We start from the raw sequence: 21,112 nt of genomic DNA, 5'->3' as shown, positions 1-21,112 counted from the left end.
TGTAATAGCTTGATTTGGAGGGCATTATGGCACAAAAAGATTTTCAGTTAAATATCCCGGCTGATATTAGTGAACAACTACAATTAAATAAAGACACTCCAGTTAGACTGGTCGTCAAACGAGATCGACTCGTCGTCCAGCTAGAAGAACCACGACGCCAATTTTTTCAGCACCAATCACTCCTGTGGCCCCTCGCCACGGCCCTGATAGTCAGTCTGCTGTTTTACGGTTATGGCATTCACCAAGGACTACATACCCTAAAACTCGTAGGTAATTATTCCTTAGCTACCGCCATTATCATTCTCGGGGTAATCATGGGAGCTATTTTATTCGCTGGATTTTTTATCCATGACCGCCATAATCCGCAGAATCATTTTACTAAAAATATCTACTGGCGTAACTTCCCCGTCATTGTCCTATCGTTCACCCTGATTCTTGGTCTAATTTTGACCGGAAGCATGTGGCTACTTGGGATGCTGTTTAACGGCGCCAGCTTTGGATTAGCAACCGCCAGTATTATCTTATTTGCGTTTAGCAGTGTCACTAACACAGCTATGAGTTACTTCGCCTTAATGATCGACGCCAGTGTCTTATCGACCGTCCTCACCCTCGTAATCATTAGCGGTGTCGTCATCGCGATGGCGGTTAACAATCAAAAATATTGGTGGCAACACAATCTTAGCTTTCTTGGCACCACTGGTGCTTCCAGTGGCGGTTGGCAATTTAACGCCACGCTGATTTTTTCAGCATTGCTGATGATTGCCCTCATCGACTACCTGTTTGTTAGTCTGCAAGAATCGTTTCCTCGCTCCCGTCGATTATGGGTGCTACGTGGCTTATTGACGCTAACTGCTGTTGATTTAGGATTAGTGGGCGTTTTTCCCAACAATGCCAATTCACACGCTCTTCATGACCATTTTGCCGTCTTTTTAGTATACTTAATCATCGCTCTAATCGTTGGTGTTCGGTGGCTACTGCCCCAAATTACACGAGACTTCTTGCTGTTGTCAGACGGGGTCGGAATTGCGCTAGTGGTCGCCGCGCTCTTATTTCAAGTGTTTGGCTATTTTTCCTTAACTGCCTTTGAAATGATTGGTTTTGTTATTTCCTTCGGTTGGTTATTAATGTTGCTAGATCGTATCGAAGTGCTAATCGCAACCGGGACTGCTGGGTGGATTAAACAACCAGAATAAATCGACTTAAAACTGGCTAATCCCACATGGTTGGGACTAGCCAGTTTTTTAATCCGGATAATGATAAGTTAACTCTGCCGGTGTATAGGGGCGATCCGTTCGGGCGGGACCAAAAGCTGTATCCCCCACTTCGATCCCACAAGTCCGAGCCGCTGTAATCGCAAATTCCCGAAAGAATTGGAAACTCGACGTAATGATGCCATTATCCACCACCACCGGTTGCCGCACTAAATTCTGTTTCGGGATAAACGGGTTTTTCGCATAAGTCTCTTCAAAGAGGCCACCAGTAAATTGGGTCTGATCTAATAACCCTGCCTTAGCCAATAACACTGGCGAGCTGGACATTGCCGCAATAATTGGTCGACTGGCCGTATTTAGTTGGCGTAGAAAGGCAACATTCCGCGAGTCAGCTAGCGGCACGTGATAATTGTCAATCCCCGGCAAAATCATTAAATCAACAGCTAACGGATCAACCTGGGAAAAGGACTTTTCAGCTAGGACCTGTAACCCATCTTCACCCAAATAATTCTGCCGATCCGCCCCCACTGTTGTGACCGTCCACTCCTCTTCTTTAAACGCCAAAATTTCAGTTAAAACCGCTACTTCAAAATAACAGAAACCTGGATACAACATCACCAACGCTTGCTTCATCGCTAACACCTCCAGTTATTGTCCTGATTATACGCCTAATCCAAAGCTATCTGAGCTTTATTTACCCGATGATGGGGTTTCCTAATCAAGATAAAGCCGCCTTATTTTAGAGATAGACCTATTCTTTTAAAATTAACCATGGTATGCTAAGTTTACCGGTTGCTTAATTTTGTTTTCAGGAGGTTCTCAGTTATGGACACTATCTTCTTACTCTTATTTCTGGTCGTTGCCGCGATTATTGCTAACCTCATTCATTACCGACTAACGCGGATTCCAGTGGCATTTTTACAGATTGGCATGGGGTTATTACTGGCGCTCCTGCCGGTATACCATAATTTCCATCTGGAGCCAGAAATTTTTATGTTCGCAATTATTTCCGTATTGATGTTTAACGATGGTCAAAATACTAGTCCAGGACGGCTTACTCGTCAAGCGGGAACCACTTTTTCACTGGCCATCGGACTGGCAATTGTTTCCATTATCATCATCGGGGCCGTTACTCACCTCTTACTGCCAAGCCTATCACTAGCCTTGGCCTTGGCTTTAGGTGCCATTATCACGCCAACCGATGCCGTAGCCGTTTCGTCAATTACTAGCAATATGCTGGTGCCCACAGACGTGATGCACACCCTTGAAAACGAGTCCTTGTTCAATGATGCTTCCGGCATCGTTGCCCTGAACTTAGCCATTGCTACTGTCGCAACTGGTCAGTTCTCAGTTTGGCACGGCATTGGCAACTTCTTCTACGTATTCTTTGGGGGCCTATTGGTCGGCTTTATCCTCGGGGCTATCATCGTCAGTCTCCGTTTACGGCTGATTAAATTAAATGTTGACGCACCGTCGATCATTGTGCCAATTACCCTTTTAACACCTTTTGCTGTCTATTTCGTTGCCGAATCCATCAATGTCTCCGGCATCTTAGCCGTGGTCGTCACTGGTCTCCTTCACGGAATTCAACAAAACCGGTTACGTTTGACCAGTTCGCGATTACAGATTGTGTTGACCAGTACCTGGTCAGTGGTGGCCAGCCTATTAAACGGCATCGTGTTTGTCCTTCTGGGTCTCTCGCTGCCACAAGTAGCGACCGATCTACATCGGCAATCCGGCGGCACCACACTTCCCATTTTATTGGGATTAGCGCTTAGCTTATACGCAGTCATGACAATCCTCCGTTTCTTATGGACCCGCTTCAATCTCGCTCAAGTTTTCGCCACCAGCCAGGCTGAACGAAACAAGAAAAGCCTCATCATTGCGCTTAGTGGGGTTCACGGGACGATCACGTTAGCGATGGCCTTTTCACTACCACTCACACTCAATGGTCATGCTGTCCCCTTTCGAAACGATATGATCTTTATGGCGTCAATTGTAATTCTAATTAGCTTGCTGGTGCCCACATTGTTGTTGCCACTGCTGTTACCACAGCGGCAATCCACCTTTACTAACGCTGAGTTAGCAACTGCTAAAAATGCCATGGTTAACGACGCCATTCAGATGATTGCCTCGCAACACAGCGATTCGGTCAATGCCAGTCGCGTGGTAAACGTCTTAGATGGTCAGCGGGTTGCTGATCCCCAAGTTAACCGTACGCAGTTAGCCCAATTATTCGATCATTGCTTCGATCTTGAGCACGATATCGTCACGAAAATGCTACAGCACCAGCAAGTTTCCCTTGAGATCGCCCAGCTTTACATGCGCGCCGCAGAAAACACTTTGGTTCGTTATCAGAAAAATGGTTGGCAACGGAGTTTGCTCTTTTTACGCTTCAATCTCGTCAAGACCTTTTCCTTAACCTCAGCTTCCCGGAAACGACGGCAGGCGATTCGCCAGCAACGCGATAATTGGCGTAGTCTCAGTCACGAAGAAGCCGTCGCTAAGAAACAACACACGCACCAACAACTGTGTCTGATTGACCAACAAACTTATCCAGCAGTTATCGATTATTTGAATGAGCAGTTGACCCATGCCCATACACGTGAAGTTGCTATCGTGCGGACAGCATACGATCAACGCCACCGACAATTGGTTGGAGAGCAAGACTTTATTGACGAACAAAATACGCTACTCATTGCAGCTTTTCAGCAAGAATATAACTATATTCAGGATCAGATTACAACTAAAAACATTAGTCGTGAGCTAGGTCAGGCTCTCAATGAACAAGTATCCACCGACCGATTGGCTTATTTACAGTCAATTGATACCGATTAAGTCAACGGGCTCAGGAAAAATTCTGGGCCCGTTTTTGTATCATCGTCGACCGGTCTTATAAATATCTTTGTTGGTTAGTTGTCAGCCGACATCAGACTTTTACACAATCAACATCATCCTTTTACATCAACTTAGTATTCTAAGTATGTACCAAACCAGAGGAGGAGATTGTGATATGAACAAACGCACAAGCACTTTAGTAACGGCTCTATTATTAGCAACCACATTGGGATGGCAACAACCCCTGATGAACGTCTCGGCAGCTACTCATGCTAAAACGACTAAGACGGTCAAGACTGCTGGGGCAACCAAGACCAAAGCGACTAAGGCTAAAGCTATTAAGTCAACGGCCACTCACATTAAGTTACAGGGTGCTAGCAATGCCCGCGATCTCGGCGGTTATGTCAACCAGCACGGGCAAAAAATTAAAGTCCATCGCCTCATTCGTGCAAATAGTTTGTCACATTTGACCAAGGCAGACCAAACCAAACTAGTAAAGACCTACCATGTTGCCACCGATGTTGACTTACGAACCACTACCGAACAAAAGCAAAGTCCCGATGTGCATATGGCCGGCGTTAAACTTGTCAAAGCCAATGTTTTTAAATCTTTCGGTGCCTTCCCAGACTTTTCTAAAAAGGGCGCTGGCGCTAAGATGATGGAAAAATCCTACCACGACGCCGTAACCACGGCTCAAGGTCGAAAAGCCTACAAGTCACTATTCCACCAACTTTTGATTAATCCTAAAGGCAAGGCCGTCCTATGGCACTGCTCAGCTGGTAAGGATCGGGCCGGTATGGGAACTGCCCTAGTTCTGTCCGCCCTCAAGTTTGACAAAAAAGCGATTGCTCAAGATTACTTAAAGTCCAACACGTACTTAGCCCAAACAAATAAGGAAAACCTGCAGAAGATGGAAGCTGGCTGGAAGGCCCAAGGTAAAGAAGTTACCCCAATTGTCGTCGAAAACTTTAAGGCACAAAATGCCGTTAAGATGGCTTACCTGAACACGATGTACAAAGCTATTGATGCCAAATATGGCAACATGGATAATTTCTTACACAAGGGGTTAGGTCTCTCCAACACGCAATTAAAACAACTTCAAGCAAACTATTTAACGTCTGCTAAATAAGCTATTCATGATACGTAAAAAGGACGTGACTTTCATCGCGTCCTTTTTGTTCATTCTCTTTACCAGTCCAGATAATGACCATTATTCGGCCAAGATCAGAGCGGATCTCAACATCTCGTCAATTGCATTAGTTTTCCGAAGACTTTCGTTTCAGACCGAACCAACTCACAACTGCAACCAGCAAGGCAATTCCCCACTTCGATGATATCGATGCTTCATTCGTTTGCGGTAAGCTCATCTTGGTTGTTGACTGCTCAGCTACGCTCTTCGTAAGTTTAGTTGTGGTCGCTACTTCTGATACCCGTGCAGCCTGACTACCCCGAGCCGTTTTTATTTGCGTTACTTGGTCAGCTGCTGAATGATTCCCCTTTTTGTCCAATTGCTTTTCTGGTTGAGTCGATCTCTTTTCCGAGTTTCCCGGCCGCTTGCTTGGGTTAGACGGCCGATTATCTACGGTTCCCTGATCTCCAGCACCACCTGTTGTGGTCTTTGGATTCTTAGCATAAACGTAAATTATCGTATCATCCTTATTAAAAACCCCACTAGCATTCGCTGGCGTTTCGGCAAGTTGATACCCGTTCACCGATACAGGTGACGTCTGATAAGTATCTCCCTGCGCACCTGTGATCACTTTATCTAATGCTAGCGGCGTACCATTAGCCGTTTGATAGTGGACGATCACCGTTACCATCGTTGTAACTGGTGGTATAACAACCGCTTGCTTGGTATAAACAAAGGTCACACTTTGTGGCTGATCGGTAAATGTACCTTGCTGGTTCCCCTGGACTGTCTTAAGGTCATAGCCTGTAATTGTCTTTGCTTGGGCCGTGTAATGATCGCCGTATTTTCCAGTTAACGTTTTTGCCTCAATCAATGATTCACCAGCATCGTCAACATAGGTGACCGTTACCGGTGCACCATCCATTTGATCATACACATAGGTCACGCTAATCGGTTCATCACCGAATGTCCCCGTTGCATTACTTGGCAAGTGGGTTTGATCTAACGTATATCCGGTCAAGACTTTTGGTGTTGTCGTATAGGTTTGACCCACTAGGCCATCATTTAAAATAGTATCAGACGCTATCGCTTTACCATCTTGATCTTGATAATGCACCGTAACATTGGCAGCCGCAGCTACATCAGTCAAGTAAGGTGTGTAGTAAGTGGCGATTTTATTATTTGATCCATCATAGTAACTCGCAGCTAAGTAGTAAGTATAAGGCTGTTGATGTACGCCAACGCCATCTCCAGATGCACTACTGGTTGTTGGTCCCGGTGTTACTTGTTTTTTTACAATCGTATATTTTACTTGGGTATCACTTACGGCCTCACCATTGGCTCCCCGGCGATAAACATTAATCAAAAGAGGACTCTGAGAATAATAGCTCCAATAGTCATTGCCATCAATTCCGCTCCATGATACTTCAGCATAGTGGCCTACCGTCGCATTATAATTTTGTGGCAACTTAAGCCCTAGATTGTTTAAGGTGATCGTATCCTGTCCCGGATGCAGATAAACTGGTTCACGTGGAATAACCTGATCAAAAATTGTTAAGCCACTCGTGAATTGGGCCGCATCCAACATAGAGAAGTCACTAATCTCATTGTTAACCGCGGAAAGATAGGTCAGTTTTTTCATGTTCGCCAGTGGGCTGAGATCACTAATTCGGTTATTTGCAATCTGTAACCAAGTTAAGTTAGTTAAGTTCTTGATGGGTGATAAATCGGTAATATCGCCATGATAATAACCAGGCACCCGACCATTTTGCGTTGCATTTAAAGTATTTAGTAAATCTAGTTGTTGTAAATTAGTGGCATACTGCAAGCCCTCAATTGAATACGAACTCTTACCATCAATATGCGTCGAAAAGGACGTCTGAAGTGCAAAGCCTTTCAAAAGAAGCATATCGCTCTTCGTAATATCGCTAAGACTATTCCACACTTTAGCGCCTGGCTTCGAATCATAGTCGGCATCTAAAAAATAATAATTACGGGCAGACCAGCGATCATTTTGAAAAATCGCTAACAGAGCCTCTTGCATGCCTTTGTTTGGCATCCATTCATCAATTGGTGCATTATCATAGACTAATCCATCCTGAGTAACCACGGCAGCTGAGACTGGTGCCGCAGTCTCAGTCGATGTAGTCGACGCAGGAGTCGCTGTTACGGCGGTTGAAACCATCGCACGTGATTGACGAGTTGCACTAGTTGCCATAGCCATCTTTTGACCCTGGTTAGTAGGAGTTGCTACATGCGACTGCGATGCAACTGAATCCGTCGTGACAGCCTTATCGGTGGTAGCTGCAGCGGCAGCCTGCTTTTGGGCGGGAACTGATTCCTCGACAGTAGCCGGCACAGTCGTGTCTGTATTTCCCGTTGATGTAGCTGTTTGTTTAGCTCCCTGTGTCGTGGCGACAGGCGTAGTAGCGGCCGCTTTTTCAGCCGATGTCTGCTCAGTTGCAGGTGTTTTTAGTGTTACGGTTGATACAGACTGTCCCGTGGTTACCGGGTTTTTGGTACCCTCACTAATTTCCGAAGACGTCCCATTTTCAACTGGTGTATCCGCATGCACCGTCATTGACATTCCCATTATTGATAGTGCTGTTATCCCGGCAACAAGCCATTTTGTCTTAGCTTTATAAAGTTTAAACCGCATTTGTGGTTCTTTCATGTTTATGATCCCCCCACACAAATTTTATTTCATATCATTGTTAGGTTTATCATAACATAATTATTGAAACATAACATTATTTCAATGATAAACTGTTTGTTAAATCACATGCGTTTTAACAAAGCGTTTGTCAGAATTTTATCTACTCTATTCCCTGTTGGAGCAACCACTTTATGCTTAAGCGCAGCACTGAACAAAATCAAAGTTGACAAAATCTGCCCGTATGATACGGTAAAATAGTTGCTCGTTTCAACTATTTAGAAAGGACTTTGGTCAATGACGAATAAACGCATCTCTCGCTCCCTAATAGTTATGGTATTTGGGACATTCTTCGGCATTCTGTGTTCGACCCTGATGAATACGGGATTGCCCCAGCTAATGACCGCCTTTCATATCTCAGAGGCCCAGGTTCAGTGGGTAACCAACGGCTACATGCTGGTCAACGCGCTGATGATTCCGGTGAGTGCCTACCTGATTAAACGCTTCTTGTTCCGCAATCTTTACATATTAGCGACCCTTATTTTCCTGGCTGGGACGTTATTAGGCGCCCTGTGCCACGCTTTCATCTTGGTCATCGTGGCGCGCATGATTCAGGCGGTAGGAGCCGGCATGATGATGCCGCTAGTCAACGTGCTGGCCATTCGCTACGCCGAACCCGCTAAAAAAGGTGCCATTATGGGCATCATTGGCCTGGCCTTTAACTTCTCCCCCATTATCGGGCCAACCGTCTCTGGGGTTATCTTAGACTACCTATCTTGGCGTTATCTCTTCATTATTATCATCCCATTCATCCTCATCACCTTAGTTGCTTCTCTAATTATCCTGCCAAAGATTCCCCACAACGAATCACCGCATTTCGATTCCCGTGGCTTCGTGCTGGTCAGCATCGGTCTTTGGTGTATTCTGATGGGGTTATCTAACATTTCAACCGCCAGCTTTCTGAGCTGGCAAGTTGGTGGGCTATTGTTGATTGGTCTTGTATTTAGTCTAATTTTTGTTAAATCGCAATTGGGGCACACTGATCCGCTAATTAATTTACATGTGTTCAACCATGGGCAATTCGTCACAGCAACACTGGTTAACATGCTGATTGTGGCGACCATGTATGGCAATACCATTCTGTTGCCCTTGTTGATTCAGACGATTCAGCACCGTAGTGCCTTGGTTTCAGGGCTGGTGATTCTCCCTGGTGCTCTGCTGACGGGAACGCTATCCCGGTTGAGCGGTCGATTGTACGACCGAATTTCGGTCAAACGGCTAGTCGCCATTGGCTTAAGTATCGACTGTGCTGGAACGCTACTTCAAGCATTGATTGGTACGAGTAGTTCACCAGTCATCTTGGCTATTTTCCAGGCTGTCCGACAACTAGGCTTGGTCACCATGCTAATTCCGTTACAGACTCACGCACTGGGCTTACTGCCTTATGAGATGGTGCCAGACGGTGTCGCAACCTTCAATACAATTCGACAAGTTGCGGCCTCATTTGGAACGGCCATTATCATCGCAGTGGTCGCATTGGTTAATCGCACCTTCCCGGGTAACGGCCACATCGGTATTGAAGCCGGCTTTCTAGTCTGCTTGTTGCTGTTAGTCGGAGCGGTTATTGCAGCACGGCGCTTACAGTCGCAGTTTAAACGGCCAGTCTGACATTCTTCATGCTAATAACTTACTCAAAGTGACCGCCTAAGATTGAACTAATGTCCAGTCTTAGGCGGTCACTTTGAGCAACTACTTTTAAATTTTTCAATATCGTCTTTTTCCTAATAACCCGTCCTATACGTGCCCAACCTTCCGTTCTGCTCGCCAAATTGCCTTGGTAATCTTCTGATTGGCATCCTCCATAGCTCGTCCATGCCCAACCAGTAAATAGCAAATTGGCAACTGATTCAGTCGTTCCATACTCTTAATCGCCGTTGCAGGACTCCAAGTCGCCGCGGCTGAAAACGGGAATAACCACCGTTTATCCCCAGCAACTGCCAAACCACCCCGAGTAACCATGGCATCCCCCGCCAATAATATAGCCGACGACTTTTGGTAAAAGACGATGGACCCCGGTGTGTGTCCGGGGGCATCGTAAACCGTCAGTGATTTTAGCTGATAATTTTCTTCTAACAAATTGTCTGGTTTAGTCTGCACATGTTGGTCAAAACCACCTTTAATCTCCGTTTGGTCCTCCGTACATTGCAAACTGGTGTCCCCCAGCATTAACCGCGCATCTCGTCTAGACACATACACTTGTGCCGCCGGAAAAGCCGCCTTAATCGCATCCAACGAGCCAATATGATCCACGTGCGGATGCGTTAGGGCAATTCTAGCAAGTGGTTTATTAAGCCTCTTAATCACTTGTAAAATTCCTTTGGTGCAAAATGCCATACCGGTATCAATCAATGTCAAATCCACACCTTCATCAACCAAATAACAATTAATCGGAAAAATAGTTGGTAGAAATGCTAACTGATAAATATTGCCAAATTGTCGAATTCTCATTTTATCACCCCTTGATTAGCGTGAGCATATCATGGGGGTCAACCACCAAGTCAACCCGATAGCCATCCTAATTAATCTTAAGAAACCCACTCCTAATAATCTTTGGTTTTCTGATAGTTTCCTTGACCCGGGGGACATCCCCCATGTTAGACTTAACTTCACTAGGAGATGATCATATGAAGACGACCGAATTTTGTCAATTAGCCCATACCACTCGTGACACGCTCCGTCACTATGACTCATTGGGAATCCTAACACCTTACCGCACACAGAATGGTTATCGCGAATACACACTTGATGACGTAACGGCTTATACCATCATCCAAAATTTGAAATTGGCCGGATTATCTTTGGACGAAATCGCCCAAGTCCGCTCACTACAAACACAACCGATCACACCAGCGTGCCGCCAAGCCGTTCTGGCAATGATTCAGGAAAAGCATGACGCCTTTGTCGCTCAACATCACTTCTACGCCCAACTCATGACAATTACTTCCCAAATGACCACTGAGATTCAACACAACCATCAAGAAAAGCTGGCAGGACTTATCGAAAAATTGGGTGATCTGTAAGGGAAATCTTGCTATAGTTTTAAAAATTACTGGATATAATTCCGTTTTAAATCGTCAAAAAGAGATACCCAGGCAGAGCGGCCTTGGTTATCTCTTTTAAATTCTAATCTATTAAGTATGACTCGCTAAATATTGCGGACCAAACATCTCGCTTAACACTTGCTTATCCAATTCCAATTAACCGCGTCAGCCATTCTGGCAATGTTGCAGCTAAGTAGACCATTAGCATCGCCACTAAGGCCACCACGCCATAGAACCAACATAGCCACCGGCGGTACCGAAGATATGTTGACCGGTGACGATACCAACTAATCCCATAAATCAAAGTAATCAGGCCACTAATGGCAAACAGCATGATCCCGCCTAACGCAACTACCACATCGGGGTTCATATTGTCATGTTGTAAAACTCTAACGACGCCATCGACCATGATAACGGCTGGAAAACTCAGCAGAATCACTGGTAAACTCAGCTCTATAATCTTTTTAGCTAGTGCATTCACAATGTCACTTTCTTTGAGTTATATTTCATTTAGTATACCAAATAAACTGGTATAAAACATTGAGCCCCGCGAAGATCCATCAGATACAATCCGCCGTAATCAGCCGAAAATTAAACGAATTTATCGTCAATCTTGTGTGGCGAGCTAAGCTGGTGACGTAGTAATTCTTCCCCCGCTTTTCAAGCATCGTTTGCTCGTCACCCAAGATATCCTGCACCAGCGTCTCAATCTCAGCCCGTGACAAATCCACCTTTAGCTTCTCATTAACGCGCTGACATTTTAAATTCATACAGGACCTGCGCTTAAAGTCATCATCAAGTTAGTCAATGTCGAATCTCAGAAAATAAAAGGCTTGACCCCCCCATAAATTGCAGGGATCAAGCTTTAATAACCTATACTAAATTACCGTTTATCCAGCCTTAAATATCGTTAATTACTTCTTAATCACATAGGCTTTATTAGCCGTAATAAAAGACCCATCGGTCAGAACTAATCGGGTCGTCAAATGGTAATGCATAATCCGTTTGACGTGAACGACCTTCCCCTTCTTTAGGTGTCCCACCCGCTGTGTTAAGTTCTTATTTCGATACACATTAACACCGGACTTAGCCAGAATCTTAACTTGTTGGGGATTATGTTGATAGTAAGTTGGCGTTGTAAATCCCTTTACGGCTGTTATATATCCTGTCTCACCGCGATATTTTGAACCCGCCGTCACATCCCGGACTAAATACCGCGTCCGTCCGTTAACTGATTGCGCCAGCCCAGTAACGATTAGTTGCGGCCGCTTCGTGCGGGAAGCCTTGGCGTAATAAAACATCCGTGACTTACTTGTAAAGGTTGGCTCATTGTACAGACCCATTTTCTTAGTCACCATAATAGCTCGCTTTTTAAAAGCCGTCACTTGTTGTGGTAATTCACTAGTTACCGAAGCGTCACTAGAAGTCATAGCACTTGATGATGAAGATGCTGCGTTTTCGTTGTTTTCCGGGGGTGTGACCGGTGAATTCCTAGAATAATAATAGGTGACATCCGTTGGAAAGTCAGAGCTCTTAACACCATACTTAAAGTCACCCATTGATTTAAACGTATACCCCTTAAGCGTTGGTTTCGCTTCGGACAGTTCAGTTTTAAAATCAGATGCAGTTGTCGAAATCTCACTAGTCGTATCAGTTCCATCCTCTAGAATGGTCGGAATGGGATAATTTAGCTTATAGGGTGCTACCGCGTCCTTATCCGTTCCCTCAACAAGATAGTGAACCGTTGTTGTACAATTCAACTGTAAGCTTGTTGCACTATTATCAAAGTCTAAAGGTAGAATACCCCACTCACTTGCTGGGGTATAGCGTTGAGTACTCACGTTTTCCAGCTGATCTTGGAGGTACCATGTCTCTTGCTTTTGTAGATTAAATCCAATACCATAAACTTGATCAATATGGGAAGTCTCGACGCTTGCATCATCAGGATATTCGTCAAACTGATAATCGCTTGGATTTTCCCAATCTACTGAGGTGTAGAGCTGTGGTAATTTGGCTTTATACGTTTGTAGAATTAGATTTGTTCCCGAGAAACCATAAGTAACCACACTTTTGGGATCGGTAACCGTTGTATCCGCTGCCCACGCAACAGTGCCTCCAGTAAACCAGATAGCGGCACCAATAGCTATTAATCCTATAAATATTTTTTTCATAAAGTTGACGACCTCCAATCATGTATAATTGATAAACCAAGTTTTTTAAGAACTATTTAATATCTTTTATTATACACTTGAATAAGTATAAGGCGCGTCAAAAATTATTTATGAATCTCTTACTAAGTCTTATCAATTATTCACTGAATTAAAGTCTTTTCTATCACACGTCCCTTATCATATTCTAAAACCTCAAAATCCATTTAAAAATACAAGTTTTCTATTCAGCAGTTAACAATCCTTAGAACATGACATTATGGTAAATCATTTCCGGCAGCAAGGTAGACGTCGTACCATTCCTGACGCGTTAATGTAACCTCAGTTCCGGCAATACTTTCGTCTAAGTGTTCTGGGTTCATTGATCCAAGAATTACTTGCATTTTTGCTGGATGGCGTAAAATCCACGCCGTTGCGATGGCATTCTTTGTAACACCGTATTTATCCGCCAAGGCCTGTAATTCATCATTCAGTTCAGAGAATTTCGAATTATTGATAAAGGTCCCTTCAAACAAGCCGTATTGGTATGGTGACCAAGCTTGAATGGTCATGTTATGCAGCCGTGAATACTCCAGAATTTCACCATCATGATTAATGCTGGCCTCATCTTGCATATTGGTATGCAGGCCAAATTGAATTGGTCCAGTGTGCATAACGCCAAACTGTAATTGGTTAATCATCAGATGTTGACTAAGCACCGATTGTAGTAGTTCAACCTGCATTGGGTTGAAATTAGAAACCCCAAAGTGTCGAACTTTACCAGCCGCCTGTAATTCATCAAATGCCGCTGAAACCTCTGCTGGATCCATTAACGAATCTGGTCGATGTAACAGGAATGAGTCCAGATAATCAATCTGCATTCGTTGCAGAATCTGATCGACGGTCTCAAGTAAATGCTCTTTGGAAAAATCATATCGTTGACCAAATACTAATTCACCAGAGCTCTTTTCCGGATCAAGGACAATGCCACCCTTAGACTGGATGAAGAAGTCTTCCCGTTTAAGACTAGATTGCTTAAATGCCTTCCCGAAAATTCGTTCTGAATCCCCATTGCCATAAATGTCAGCAGAATCAATGAAATTAATTTCTCTATCATGAATAACTTCTAAAACTTTAGTCGCATCCTGAGAATCTAAACGCACCATGCGCATAATTCCCAAGGCAACTGCAGACTTTTCCAATTGACTATTACCCAATTTAATTGTTTTCATATCTACAACGCTCCTTAATCAATGTTCTAATGATTCTTGCTATTTAATGTTTCGTATTAAAAGCCGTAATCTTAGTCTCAGTCGTTTGAACATCCTTGTAAGCGCCCTTTAAAAATTTAGGATCAGCTTCAGAAAAACCTTCTGAAAATGGCGTGTTCAAGAAAACATCGGCCATCTGATTGGCCATGTATGGCGTCATGACGATCCCACCCATAGCTAACACGTTAGCATTATTAATAACGCGTGAAAGTCGTGCGGTTTCAATGCTTTCACATAAGGCACTGTAAACCCCTTGGTACTTATTAACCACGATATTCACACCCATACCAGTCCCGCAGAAGATAAAGCCACGGGTAAACTCACCCGTTGCAATTCGCTTACCTAGTGCTTCACCAACTGAGAAATAATCAACATCATTGGTTGACGTGATATCTTCAACTTCTATCCCCTGTTTTACCAAATGTGCTTTAACTGCTTCTTTCAAATCGTAACCTAATGGATCGGCACCCATAATAACCTTCATAATATAAAATCGCTCCTTAATTGATTGGCTTTTTTGCTTTCTTTTCGACGTTTACTAATATAGAAGTTAGAGCTAGGTCTAAGTCAAGGGATTGATAAAACTTTTTTTATTTTCACCTGAAATTCTCCCAAATTAACCATAAACCGCATAATAATAGCCGCAGCAGATCAGCATTGATAGTATTTCCTGTTATCTGATAAAAAGTGAAAAATATTTTTCTACAAGAGGCCCAAATTTGAGTTTTCGAAAATGTTCCTTTAAAGTAAAAACAAATCTAAAAAAAGAAAGCGAGATAAGTCATGCTATATTCAATCGGCCAAGTTGCTGATAAATTAAATATTAGTACCTATACACTACGTTACTATGATAAAGAAGGATTATTACCATTTGTTGATCGCAATGAGAGCGGTCGTCGTATCTTCAAAGATGCCGATTTCAATTATCTGGAAACCATTAGTTGTTTAAAAGAAGCGGGACTGCCCGTTAAACAAATTGCCAGCTTCATTGAATTGTGTCTGGCTGGTGATCGTACATTAGACGAACGATACGAATTCTTAGCCGAACAGGAAACCAACTTAGAAGAAAAAATGGCGACACTACAACATACGATGGACTTCCTACGTTGGAAAAAATGGTACTACAAACGCGCTTTAGCGGCAGGAACTGAAGACGTTAACTACATTCCTGGGACCACTGAAACTGACCCTGCATTACGTTCTAAATTTGAAGCGATGGTCAGAGATGGCATGGATGCAAAAGAATTGGGACTCCTCGATAAGTAGTATCCATCTTCCTTGTTAAACGGGGCCATGGGTATCTAAGTCACTCAAAAAGAGCAACTAAGCGATTAGGCCTAGTTGCTCTTTTTAACATCATATTCAATTAGTCCAAAATTGGATTGCCCTCACAACCTTATCAGATACGATCCGCCGTAATCAGCCGAAAATTAAACGAATTTATCGTCAATCTTGTGTGGCGAGCTAAGCTGGTGACGTAGTAATTCTTCCCCCGCTTTTCAAGCATCGTTTGCTCGTCACCCAAGATATTTTGTACCAACGTCTCAATCTCAGCCCGTGACAAATCCACTTTTAGCTTCTTATTAACACGTTGATAAACCAGATCTGTATAGCAAACCCGTTCCTTAATCAACGCCAGTAGTTCCGAATTATCCGGCATCCGCGTCCTCTTGCACAAAGGTATGTTTATCATCGAGCACATACTGGAACTGCACAGCGTTCAGCATCAAGCTCGCCCGGAATAGTGCTTTAATTCCCTGTTCGTTGGCCATCACCACAAAAAACTCCCGATCAGTTCCACTGACCCGCTGGAAATCCTCGTATTCTCCCTTGTAGCCTTCTTTACGGAATAAGGCAATAATCTTCATCATTTCTACTTGCGTAACGTCTTTGTCTGCCAAAATTTACTCTCTCTTCTCTTACGAATTTGTTTTTATCATTTCAAAGTTTATCAAATTGATACCAGCCCGGACAACCGTATTTTTACGAACCACGTGATAACCCATCTGCATAAAAAATGGTTTAGCCGTGATTGACGCATACGTCGTATACCTAGATGCCAGCATCTGTTCTTCCAGTGCGGTTACCAGCGCTGTCGCAATGCCCTGGCGCTGATACGCAGCGTGCACATACAAGCGATCCAAATATCCGGTATCACTTATATCTGCAAATCCCACTACTTGATCATCCTTGATTGCCACCAAAGTCTGATGTTGGCACAAACTCTCCTGCCAGCGTTGCTGCGTTAGCGGACTGTCATCACCAATCCAGGCGGCCAGTTGTTCTGCCGAGTAATCCCGACAATTAATGCGCTCAACGGTTGTCTTAAATAGCCGCCGCACAGCCGGCAAATCAGTCGGTGCATAGGGTCTTAAATAACAATCATTGCTCATCCCGATTAACCGTCCTTCACTGTACGCCGATTTTTCCCCACGAAAAAGCCGCCCCCACATACAGAGCGGCTCATCCAAAGCCAGGTAATTACTTACCCATCTTCGTCTTGTTCGTCATGTTTAACTTATCATCGAAGTCGTAGACCACTGGTTCGCCAGTTGCCATTTCAAGATCCATGATGTCGTCATCAGAGATCCGTTCGATGTACTTGGAAAGTGCCCGGAGTGAGTTACCGTGGGCAGCGATGATGACGTTCTTGCCATCAAGCAACTTAGGGGCAATTTCGTCTTCCCAGAAAGGCATAACCCGTTCCAAAGTAACCTTCAAGTTTTCGCCACCAGGTACGATGTTAGGGTCCAAGTTTGCGTAACGAGGGTCCTTTACAGCTGAGCCTTCAGCGTCAGCGTCCAGAAGTGGTGGTAAAACGTCGTATGACCGACGCCAGATGTGCACTTGGTCGTCACCGTACTTTTCAGCCGTTTCAGCCTTGTTCAAGCCTTGCAAAGCACCGTAGTGACGTTCGTTCAAGCGCCAAGTCTTGGTTTCTGGAATCCAAAGTTGGTCAGATTCTTCCAAAACGTAGTGTAACGTCTTGATTGCCCGCTTCAATACTGAAGTGTAGGCGTAGTCGAACTTCAAACCAGATTCCTTGATCTTGTTACCGGCTGCCTTTGCTTCTTCGACACCCTTTTCGCTCAAATCAACGTCAACCCAGCCAGTGAACTTGTTTTCCAAGTTCCATTCACTTTGGCCGTGGCGAATCAGTACTAATTTTGCCATCAGTTATGACCTCTTTCTTTTCTCATATTATCCATATTATTTTACACCATCTGCCGCTAAATTTCAGCTATATTCCCTATTTTCACAATCTTTGAGCCTACAAAAACGCTCGACCGTTGCCAGCCAAGCGTTTTATTTAATCTTGATGCCGATATAGTCGACCAAACACGCCCACTCCCAACAAGCCTATCAGACCGATCACTGCTGCCCACGGCGATGTCTGCTCATTGGTTTGTGGCAACCGGGTCATTGTCTGACCGTGTGCCCCCATACGGGCTGTCCCATTAGCGTTCCGCGCTTGTCCAACTGCGCCACTGCCACCAGCATGTCCAACCGAACGGGCATTGCTGCGACTATCAGTTCCCATGCCACCAGGCGTTGTGGTCCCAGTAGACGTTGACCCCGTTACACCTGGTTTAATAGTCCCAGCAGTCGATGGCGTGGTTGGCTTCGTCGCTGGTGTCACACCCGGTTTTATTGGCTTAATTGGTTTCGTTGGTACTGCCACACCTGGTGTGGTTGGCTTCGTTGGTGTCACGCCCGGAGTAGTTGGCTCGATTGGTTTCGTTGGTGGCGTTACGCCCGGCACCTGTGGTTCTTGTGGGTTCGGTGTTGGCGTCTCGGAACCGCCCGTTACCTGCTGATCCTTAATTGGCACGACCACCTCATGCCCATCCGCTGGAATTTCAACGGTAATCGGTGCCGAGTTGATCGTATATCCTTCTGGCGCCTTGGTTTCAACCAACGTATACGTTCCTGCCGCCAAATACGGTAGTAAAATTTCACCATTGGCATCCGTTTCCAGTCCCTCTTTGATAACTTCACCGCTAGCCGCCTTCAACGTGAAGACCGCTCCCGGTAGAGCAACACCATTCATGCCAGTCTTTTTAATGAGCAAGCTTCCCTTGTCTGGTGTTGGTACCGTTGTCGTTGTCTTCGGGTCAACAGCATTTAACTGAATCGGCTTTTGACCAGCCGCAACCGTAAACTTAATCGGTGTTGTATTAAGTTCATAGCCATCTGGAGCTGTCACTTCCGTCAAGGTGTAATCGCCTGGCGTTAACATATGCAGATTAATTTGACCGTTCTCATCCGTCTTCAACGCAGAAAACATCACCTGCCCCAAACTATCTTCCAACTTATAAATAGCATCGGGCAATTTGGTTCCATCACTTGCCGTTTTGGTCAAAGTCACCTCACTAGGTTCTTCACCGGTTCCAGTACCGCTACCACCCCAGGTCACGGTCGCAGAGACTGACCCACCGTTGGAGGCGCTGGCCGTATTCGTCCATTTGCCTTCGTTATTCGTCAGTGTTGGTTTCGTCTTGTACGTCATATCGACTGCTTTAGTCACATTACTGAAAGTAAAGGTCATCTCAGACCCATTGACACTGACCGCCGGTGTCAGCGTCCCGCCATCTGGAATAAAGTTTCCTTTAGCATCATAAGATCCTGTGGGAGCATAAACGCTCCCCGGCACATAGGTTTGGCCCGGTCCTAGCGTATCAGTAATTGTTACAGTGCCGATATTGGCACTGGCCGAGTTAAAGGCAACGTTCCACGTCAGCTCGTTGGGCGTACCCTGTGGTTCCATTCCTGAAATCCACCCAATTTTATTAACCGTCCAACCATTACCCTGATTATTATTGTCACTGGTCCCACTCGCATGAAATGATAGGCTTCCGTGCCGATTCACAGCGGCATCCGCATTTTCATTATAGGTAACCGTCCCGGTGGATGATCCCGCCTTAATACTAAAATGACCCACGACTGTTCCGGTTGAATCCGTAATATCAAACGAAATGTCTGCATTGGGTTCCAACCCTGCTGGGACCGAAACGGTTGACGTATTCCCCGCTAGCTTAACCCCGTCCGGAATTTGCCAAGCATAATTCACACTATAGCTCTGATAACGATCAAACGGCCCCTGTCCCGTCACAACTTTACCATTAGCATCCTTAATAACGGCATCCCCCGCAGACAGTCCCGTAACTGGTACTTCTGCGGCATGTCCCACCACTGGATGTGTCAGCCCAACACCAACCAGCAGTGCCGCTATCCCAACGAGGATGGCATAGATTAATTTCCGCATCGAACTCTCCTCCTCACACAGCCAATGAATAACTCCTCATCTGTTTTCGCCTCACTACACCTTTCATGAATGACACACCATCTTTTTCTTCGCCCGTATTCTACGCCCTCAACGCCACCAGGGGTCTTTCAAACCAATCAGCAGTCATCAGTTAGAGTGATGTCCCCTTCTAACTAATTAGATTAGTCTCTAAAGGGTTGCATCACTAACATTTGCTTACCTGCCAGCTAACCAAAAAGGCTTCGCAAGGATAACAATCCCTCGCGAAGCCCTCTTTAACTTGGTCTTATTCATCATTCCTATCATCTGGATGATGATTTCGCCGGTACTCGCGGATTTTCTTGACATCCACGTGCGGCGTCGGGTGTAGACCATGAACCGGTCGTACCCCTAAGATATCCAGGAAGAACGTGAAGATGGGAACCCCCACAATCAATCCCCAGACGCCGAAAAGCTGTTCACCCGCCAATAGCACAACAAACGTATAGAAGATTGGCAGCTCCGTTCTGCTCGACATAAACTTCGGATTCAACACATAAGCTTCCAGTGCGTGGACCACCACAATCATCACTAGAATATAAACAATGTAGCGGAAGCCGCCCACTGAATATCCCAAAATAGCTAGTGGGATAATCGAGACGATCACACCGGCCACCGGAATCAGGCTCAAAATGAAAATCATAATGGCCAGCGTCGGCAACTGGGGCATCTGCATGATTGCTAACACAATCGTGGTAATCACCGTATTACACAGTGCAATGAAGAACTGTGCTTCCAACACGACACCAAAAGTATTCACGAACTTCGTCGCAAAGAAGTTAATGTCTTCGAAGAACCAGCCATACGTGCTGGTTAGGAAGCGCTTGGAAAAGGCCGCCATCTGTTTACTTTCAATCGTAAAGAAGAAACTCAGAATCATCGACATAAATAGCGTGACCCCAAACGATCCAATCGTCGAGACGTACGTCAGCACGAGCTTAGCCCCATTTTGCAACTGATTAACGATATCTGACGTCTTGATGTAATTCGTTACATAACTAATAATCTCGTTACTATTATTCTTCGGATCTTGATAGAACTTATATAAGTTTTCAATTCCGTGAATAGATGAGGTTAATATCTGCGGTAGATACGTGGTCACCGCCCAATACAATAGTCCTATAATTACCACATACGTGACCGTCACAATCAAAGCCGGTGGTAGCTTGACGACTCGTCGAACCGCTTTGACCAACTGCAATACGAGAAATGTGAAGATGAACGTCAACAGAATCATATTCATTTCCGCGCGAATCAGCCAGAGCACAAAAATAATTAGTGCTAGCACCGTAAACCGCCGAAGCTGAACGTTTTCAACAAAGCGTTGCCATAAACTCACTGGTGAACCTCCCCCTATCTCACTTGTTAGGTTCATTATACCTTAACTTTAATGATTCCCTAGTAGTTTTGCCGGAAATACTAAAAAGGAACCGGGCGTGGGCCCAGTTCCCAATTTT

General features: G+C 44.8%; 20 protein-coding genes. 6 read left to right on the top strand and 14 right to left on the bottom strand.

Annotation, left to right across the window (positions count from 1 at the left end; genetic code table 11):
• Positions 1 to 26: 26 nt before the first annotated feature.
• Entirely contained in the window at positions 27 to 1,193 is a 1,167-nt protein-coding gene (locus FC61_RS07955; RefSeq protein ID WP_021741060.1) for a DUF998 domain-containing protein, read from the top strand.
• Positions 1,194 to 1,241: 48 nt separating this feature from the next.
• On the opposite strand, the gene FC61_RS07950 is transcribed toward FC61_RS07955, so the two are convergent.
• Entirely contained in the window at positions 1,242 to 1,844 is a 603-nt protein-coding gene (locus FC61_RS07950; RefSeq protein WP_021741061.1) for a DJ-1/PfpI family protein, read from the bottom strand.
• Between the two features lie 192 nt (positions 1,845 to 2,036).
• Between FC61_RS07950 and FC61_RS07945 the strand changes: the two genes are divergently transcribed.
• Both FC61_RS07945 and FC61_RS07940 read left to right on the top strand, forming a co-directional pair.
• On the top strand, positions 2,037 to 4,049 hold the full coding sequence (locus FC61_RS07945) for a cation:proton antiporter (RefSeq protein WP_021741062.1): 2,013 nt from the start codon (positions 2,037 to 2,039) through the stop codon (positions 4,047 to 4,049).
• A gap of 175 nt (positions 4,050 to 4,224) precedes the next feature.
• A complete protein-coding gene (locus FC61_RS07940) occupies positions 4,225 to 5,178 on the top strand; it encodes a tyrosine-protein phosphatase (protein ID WP_225353929.1) in 954 nt (317 codons plus the stop codon).
• A 127-nt stretch (positions 5,179 to 5,305) separates the two neighbouring features.
• Here FC61_RS07940 and FC61_RS07935 read toward each other — a convergent pair whose 3' ends face one another.
• Positions 5,306 to 7,852, bottom strand: a complete 2,547-nt coding sequence (locus tag FC61_RS07935) for a MucBP domain-containing protein (protein ID WP_021741064.1) — start codon at positions 7,850 to 7,852, stop codon at positions 5,306 to 5,308.
• A 276-nt stretch (positions 7,853 to 8,128) separates the two neighbouring features.
• Here FC61_RS07935 and FC61_RS07930 point away from each other — a divergent pair, with 276 nt between their 5' ends.
• Positions 8,129 to 9,499: a DHA2 family efflux MFS transporter permease subunit gene (locus tag FC61_RS07930; protein WP_035464150.1), complete on the top strand. Its 1,371-nt coding sequence runs from the start codon at positions 8,129 to 8,131 to the stop codon at positions 9,497 to 9,499.
• A gap of 126 nt (positions 9,500 to 9,625) precedes the next feature.
• Here the strand turns inward: FC61_RS07930 and FC61_RS07925 are convergent, their stop codons facing one another.
• Complete coding sequence (locus tag FC61_RS07925; protein WP_021741066.1) at positions 9,626 to 10,339, bottom strand: MBL fold metallo-hydrolase; 714 nt, start codon at positions 10,337 to 10,339, stop codon at positions 9,626 to 9,628.
• A 176-nt stretch (positions 10,340 to 10,515) separates the two neighbouring features.
• Here FC61_RS07925 and FC61_RS07920 point away from each other — a divergent pair, with 176 nt between their 5' ends.
• Positions 10,516 to 10,911, top strand: a complete 396-nt coding sequence (locus FC61_RS07920) for a MerR family transcriptional regulator (RefSeq protein WP_052256107.1) — start codon at positions 10,516 to 10,518, stop codon at positions 10,909 to 10,911.
• A gap of 163 nt (positions 10,912 to 11,074) precedes the next feature.
• Here the strand turns inward: FC61_RS07920 and FC61_RS07915 are convergent, their stop codons facing one another.
• The 5 genes from FC61_RS07915 to FC61_RS07895 all read right to left on the bottom strand — a co-directional run bounded on the left by FC61_RS07915 (position 11,075) and on the right by FC61_RS07895 (position 14,834).
• Positions 11,075 to 11,413, bottom strand: coding sequence for a hypothetical protein (locus tag FC61_RS07915; protein ID WP_021741068.1), 339 nt, complete (start codon positions 11,411 to 11,413; stop codon positions 11,075 to 11,077).
• 79 nt (positions 11,414 to 11,492) lie between these two features.
• Entirely contained in the window at positions 11,493 to 11,702 is a 210-nt protein-coding gene (locus FC61_RS07910; protein ID WP_042516714.1) for a DUF3781 domain-containing protein, read from the bottom strand.
• A gap of 144 nt (positions 11,703 to 11,846) precedes the next feature.
• Entirely contained in the window at positions 11,847 to 13,103 is a 1,257-nt protein-coding gene (locus tag FC61_RS07905) for a DUF5776 domain-containing protein (protein WP_021742836.1), read from the bottom strand.
• A 254-nt stretch (positions 13,104 to 13,357) separates the two neighbouring features.
• A complete protein-coding gene (locus FC61_RS07900; protein ID WP_021742835.1) occupies positions 13,358 to 14,311 on the bottom strand; it encodes an aldo/keto reductase in 954 nt (317 codons plus the stop codon).
• A gap of 43 nt (positions 14,312 to 14,354) precedes the next feature.
• Positions 14,355 to 14,834 (bottom strand): RpiB/LacA/LacB family sugar-phosphate isomerase, encoded by a 480-nt coding sequence (locus tag FC61_RS07895; RefSeq protein ID WP_021742834.1) that lies wholly within the window; start codon positions 14,832 to 14,834, stop codon positions 14,355 to 14,357.
• A gap of 299 nt (positions 14,835 to 15,133) precedes the next feature.
• On the opposite strand from FC61_RS07895, the gene FC61_RS07890 reads away from it, so the two are divergent.
• Entirely contained in the window at positions 15,134 to 15,616 is a 483-nt protein-coding gene (locus FC61_RS07890; protein WP_021742833.1) for a MerR family transcriptional regulator, read from the top strand.
• 133 nt (positions 15,617 to 15,749) lie between these two features.
• Here FC61_RS07890 and FC61_RS07885 read toward each other — a convergent pair whose 3' ends face one another.
• The 6 genes from FC61_RS07885 to FC61_RS07860 form a co-directional block, all read right to left on the bottom strand.
• Positions 15,750 to 16,010, bottom strand: a complete 261-nt coding sequence (locus FC61_RS07885) for a DUF3781 domain-containing protein (RefSeq protein ID WP_042516713.1) — start codon at positions 16,008 to 16,010, stop codon at positions 15,750 to 15,752.
• Positions 16,000 to 16,251 (bottom strand): hypothetical protein, encoded by a 252-nt coding sequence (locus FC61_RS07880; RefSeq protein WP_021741070.1) that lies wholly within the window; start codon positions 16,249 to 16,251, stop codon positions 16,000 to 16,002. Before FC61_RS07880 ends, FC61_RS07885 begins: the two co-directional genes overlap by 11 nt.
• Positions 16,252 to 16,269: 18 nt before the next feature.
• Positions 16,270 to 16,743, bottom strand: a complete 474-nt coding sequence (locus FC61_RS07875) for a GNAT family N-acetyltransferase (protein ID WP_035464160.1) — start codon at positions 16,741 to 16,743, stop codon at positions 16,270 to 16,272.
• An 88-nt stretch (positions 16,744 to 16,831) separates the two neighbouring features.
• Positions 16,832 to 17,524, bottom strand: a complete 693-nt coding sequence (locus tag FC61_RS07870) for a 2,3-diphosphoglycerate-dependent phosphoglycerate mutase (RefSeq protein WP_011668719.1) — start codon at positions 17,522 to 17,524, stop codon at positions 16,832 to 16,834.
• Positions 17,525 to 17,660: 136 nt separating this feature from the next.
• Entirely contained in the window at positions 17,661 to 19,616 is a 1,956-nt protein-coding gene (locus tag FC61_RS07865; protein ID WP_021741072.1) for an LPXTG cell wall anchor domain-containing protein, read from the bottom strand.
• Between the two features lie 286 nt (positions 19,617 to 19,902).
• Positions 19,903 to 20,994, bottom strand: coding sequence for an AI-2E family transporter (locus FC61_RS07860; protein WP_035464152.1), 1,092 nt, complete (start codon positions 20,992 to 20,994; stop codon positions 19,903 to 19,905).
• Positions 20,995 to 21,112 lie beyond the last annotated feature (118 nt).

Source organism: Levilactobacillus brevis ATCC 14869 = DSM 20054, assembly GCF_001433855.1.
GTDB lineage: Bacteria > Bacillota > Bacilli > Lactobacillales > Lactobacillaceae > Levilactobacillus > Levilactobacillus brevis.
This window is presented reverse-complemented; position numbering and strand designations above follow the sequence as displayed.

Bases quoted from the DNA above. Each gene is read 5' to 3' on its own strand.
- FC61_RS07955 (WP_021741060.1), top strand. From the start codon at position 27: ATGGCACAAAAAGATTTTCAGTTAAATATCCCGGCTGATATTAGTGAA.
- FC61_RS07950 (WP_021741061.1), bottom strand. From the start codon at position 1,844: ATGAAGCAAGCGTTGGTGATGTTGTATCCAGGTTTCTGTTATTTTGAA.
- FC61_RS07945 (WP_021741062.1), top strand. From the start codon at position 2,037: ATGGACACTATCTTCTTACTCTTATTTCTGGTCGTTGCCGCGATTATT.
- FC61_RS07940 (WP_225353929.1), top strand. From the start codon at position 4,225: ATGAACAAACGCACAAGCACTTTAGTAACGGCTCTATTATTAGCAACC.
- FC61_RS07935 (WP_021741064.1), bottom strand. From the start codon at position 7,852: ATGAAAGAACCACAAATGCGGTTTAAACTTTATAAAGCTAAGACAAAA.
- FC61_RS07930 (WP_035464150.1), top strand. From the start codon at position 8,129: ATGACGAATAAACGCATCTCTCGCTCCCTAATAGTTATGGTATTTGGG.
- FC61_RS07925 (WP_021741066.1), bottom strand. From the start codon at position 10,339: ATGAGAATTCGACAATTTGGCAATATTTATCAGTTAGCATTTCTACCA.
- FC61_RS07920 (WP_052256107.1), top strand. From the start codon at position 10,516: ATGAAGACGACCGAATTTTGTCAATTAGCCCATACCACTCGTGACACG.
- FC61_RS07910 (WP_042516714.1), bottom strand. From the start codon at position 11,702: ATGAATTTAAAATGTCAGCGCGTTAATGAGAAGCTAAAGGTGGATTTG.
- FC61_RS07905 (WP_021742836.1), bottom strand. From the start codon at position 13,103: ATGAAAAAAATATTTATAGGATTAATAGCTATTGGTGCCGCTATCTGG.
- FC61_RS07900 (WP_021742835.1), bottom strand. From the start codon at position 14,311: ATGAAAACAATTAAATTGGGTAATAGTCAATTGGAAAAGTCTGCAGTT.
- FC61_RS07895 (WP_021742834.1), bottom strand. From the start codon at position 14,834: ATGAAGGTTATTATGGGTGCCGATCCATTAGGTTACGATTTGAAAGAA.
- FC61_RS07890 (WP_021742833.1), top strand. From the start codon at position 15,134: ATGCTATATTCAATCGGCCAAGTTGCTGATAAATTAAATATTAGTACC.
- FC61_RS07885 (WP_042516713.1), bottom strand. From the start codon at position 16,010: ATGCCGGATAATTCGGAACTACTGGCGTTGATTAAGGAACGGGTTTGC.
- FC61_RS07875 (WP_035464160.1), bottom strand. From the start codon at position 16,743: ATGAGCAATGATTGTTATTTAAGACCCTATGCACCGACTGATTTGCCG.
- FC61_RS07870 (WP_011668719.1), bottom strand. From the start codon at position 17,524: ATGGCAAAATTAGTACTGATTCGCCACGGCCAAAGTGAATGGAACTTG.
- FC61_RS07865 (WP_021741072.1), bottom strand. From the start codon at position 19,616: ATGCGGAAATTAATCTATGCCATCCTCGTTGGGATAGCGGCACTGCTG.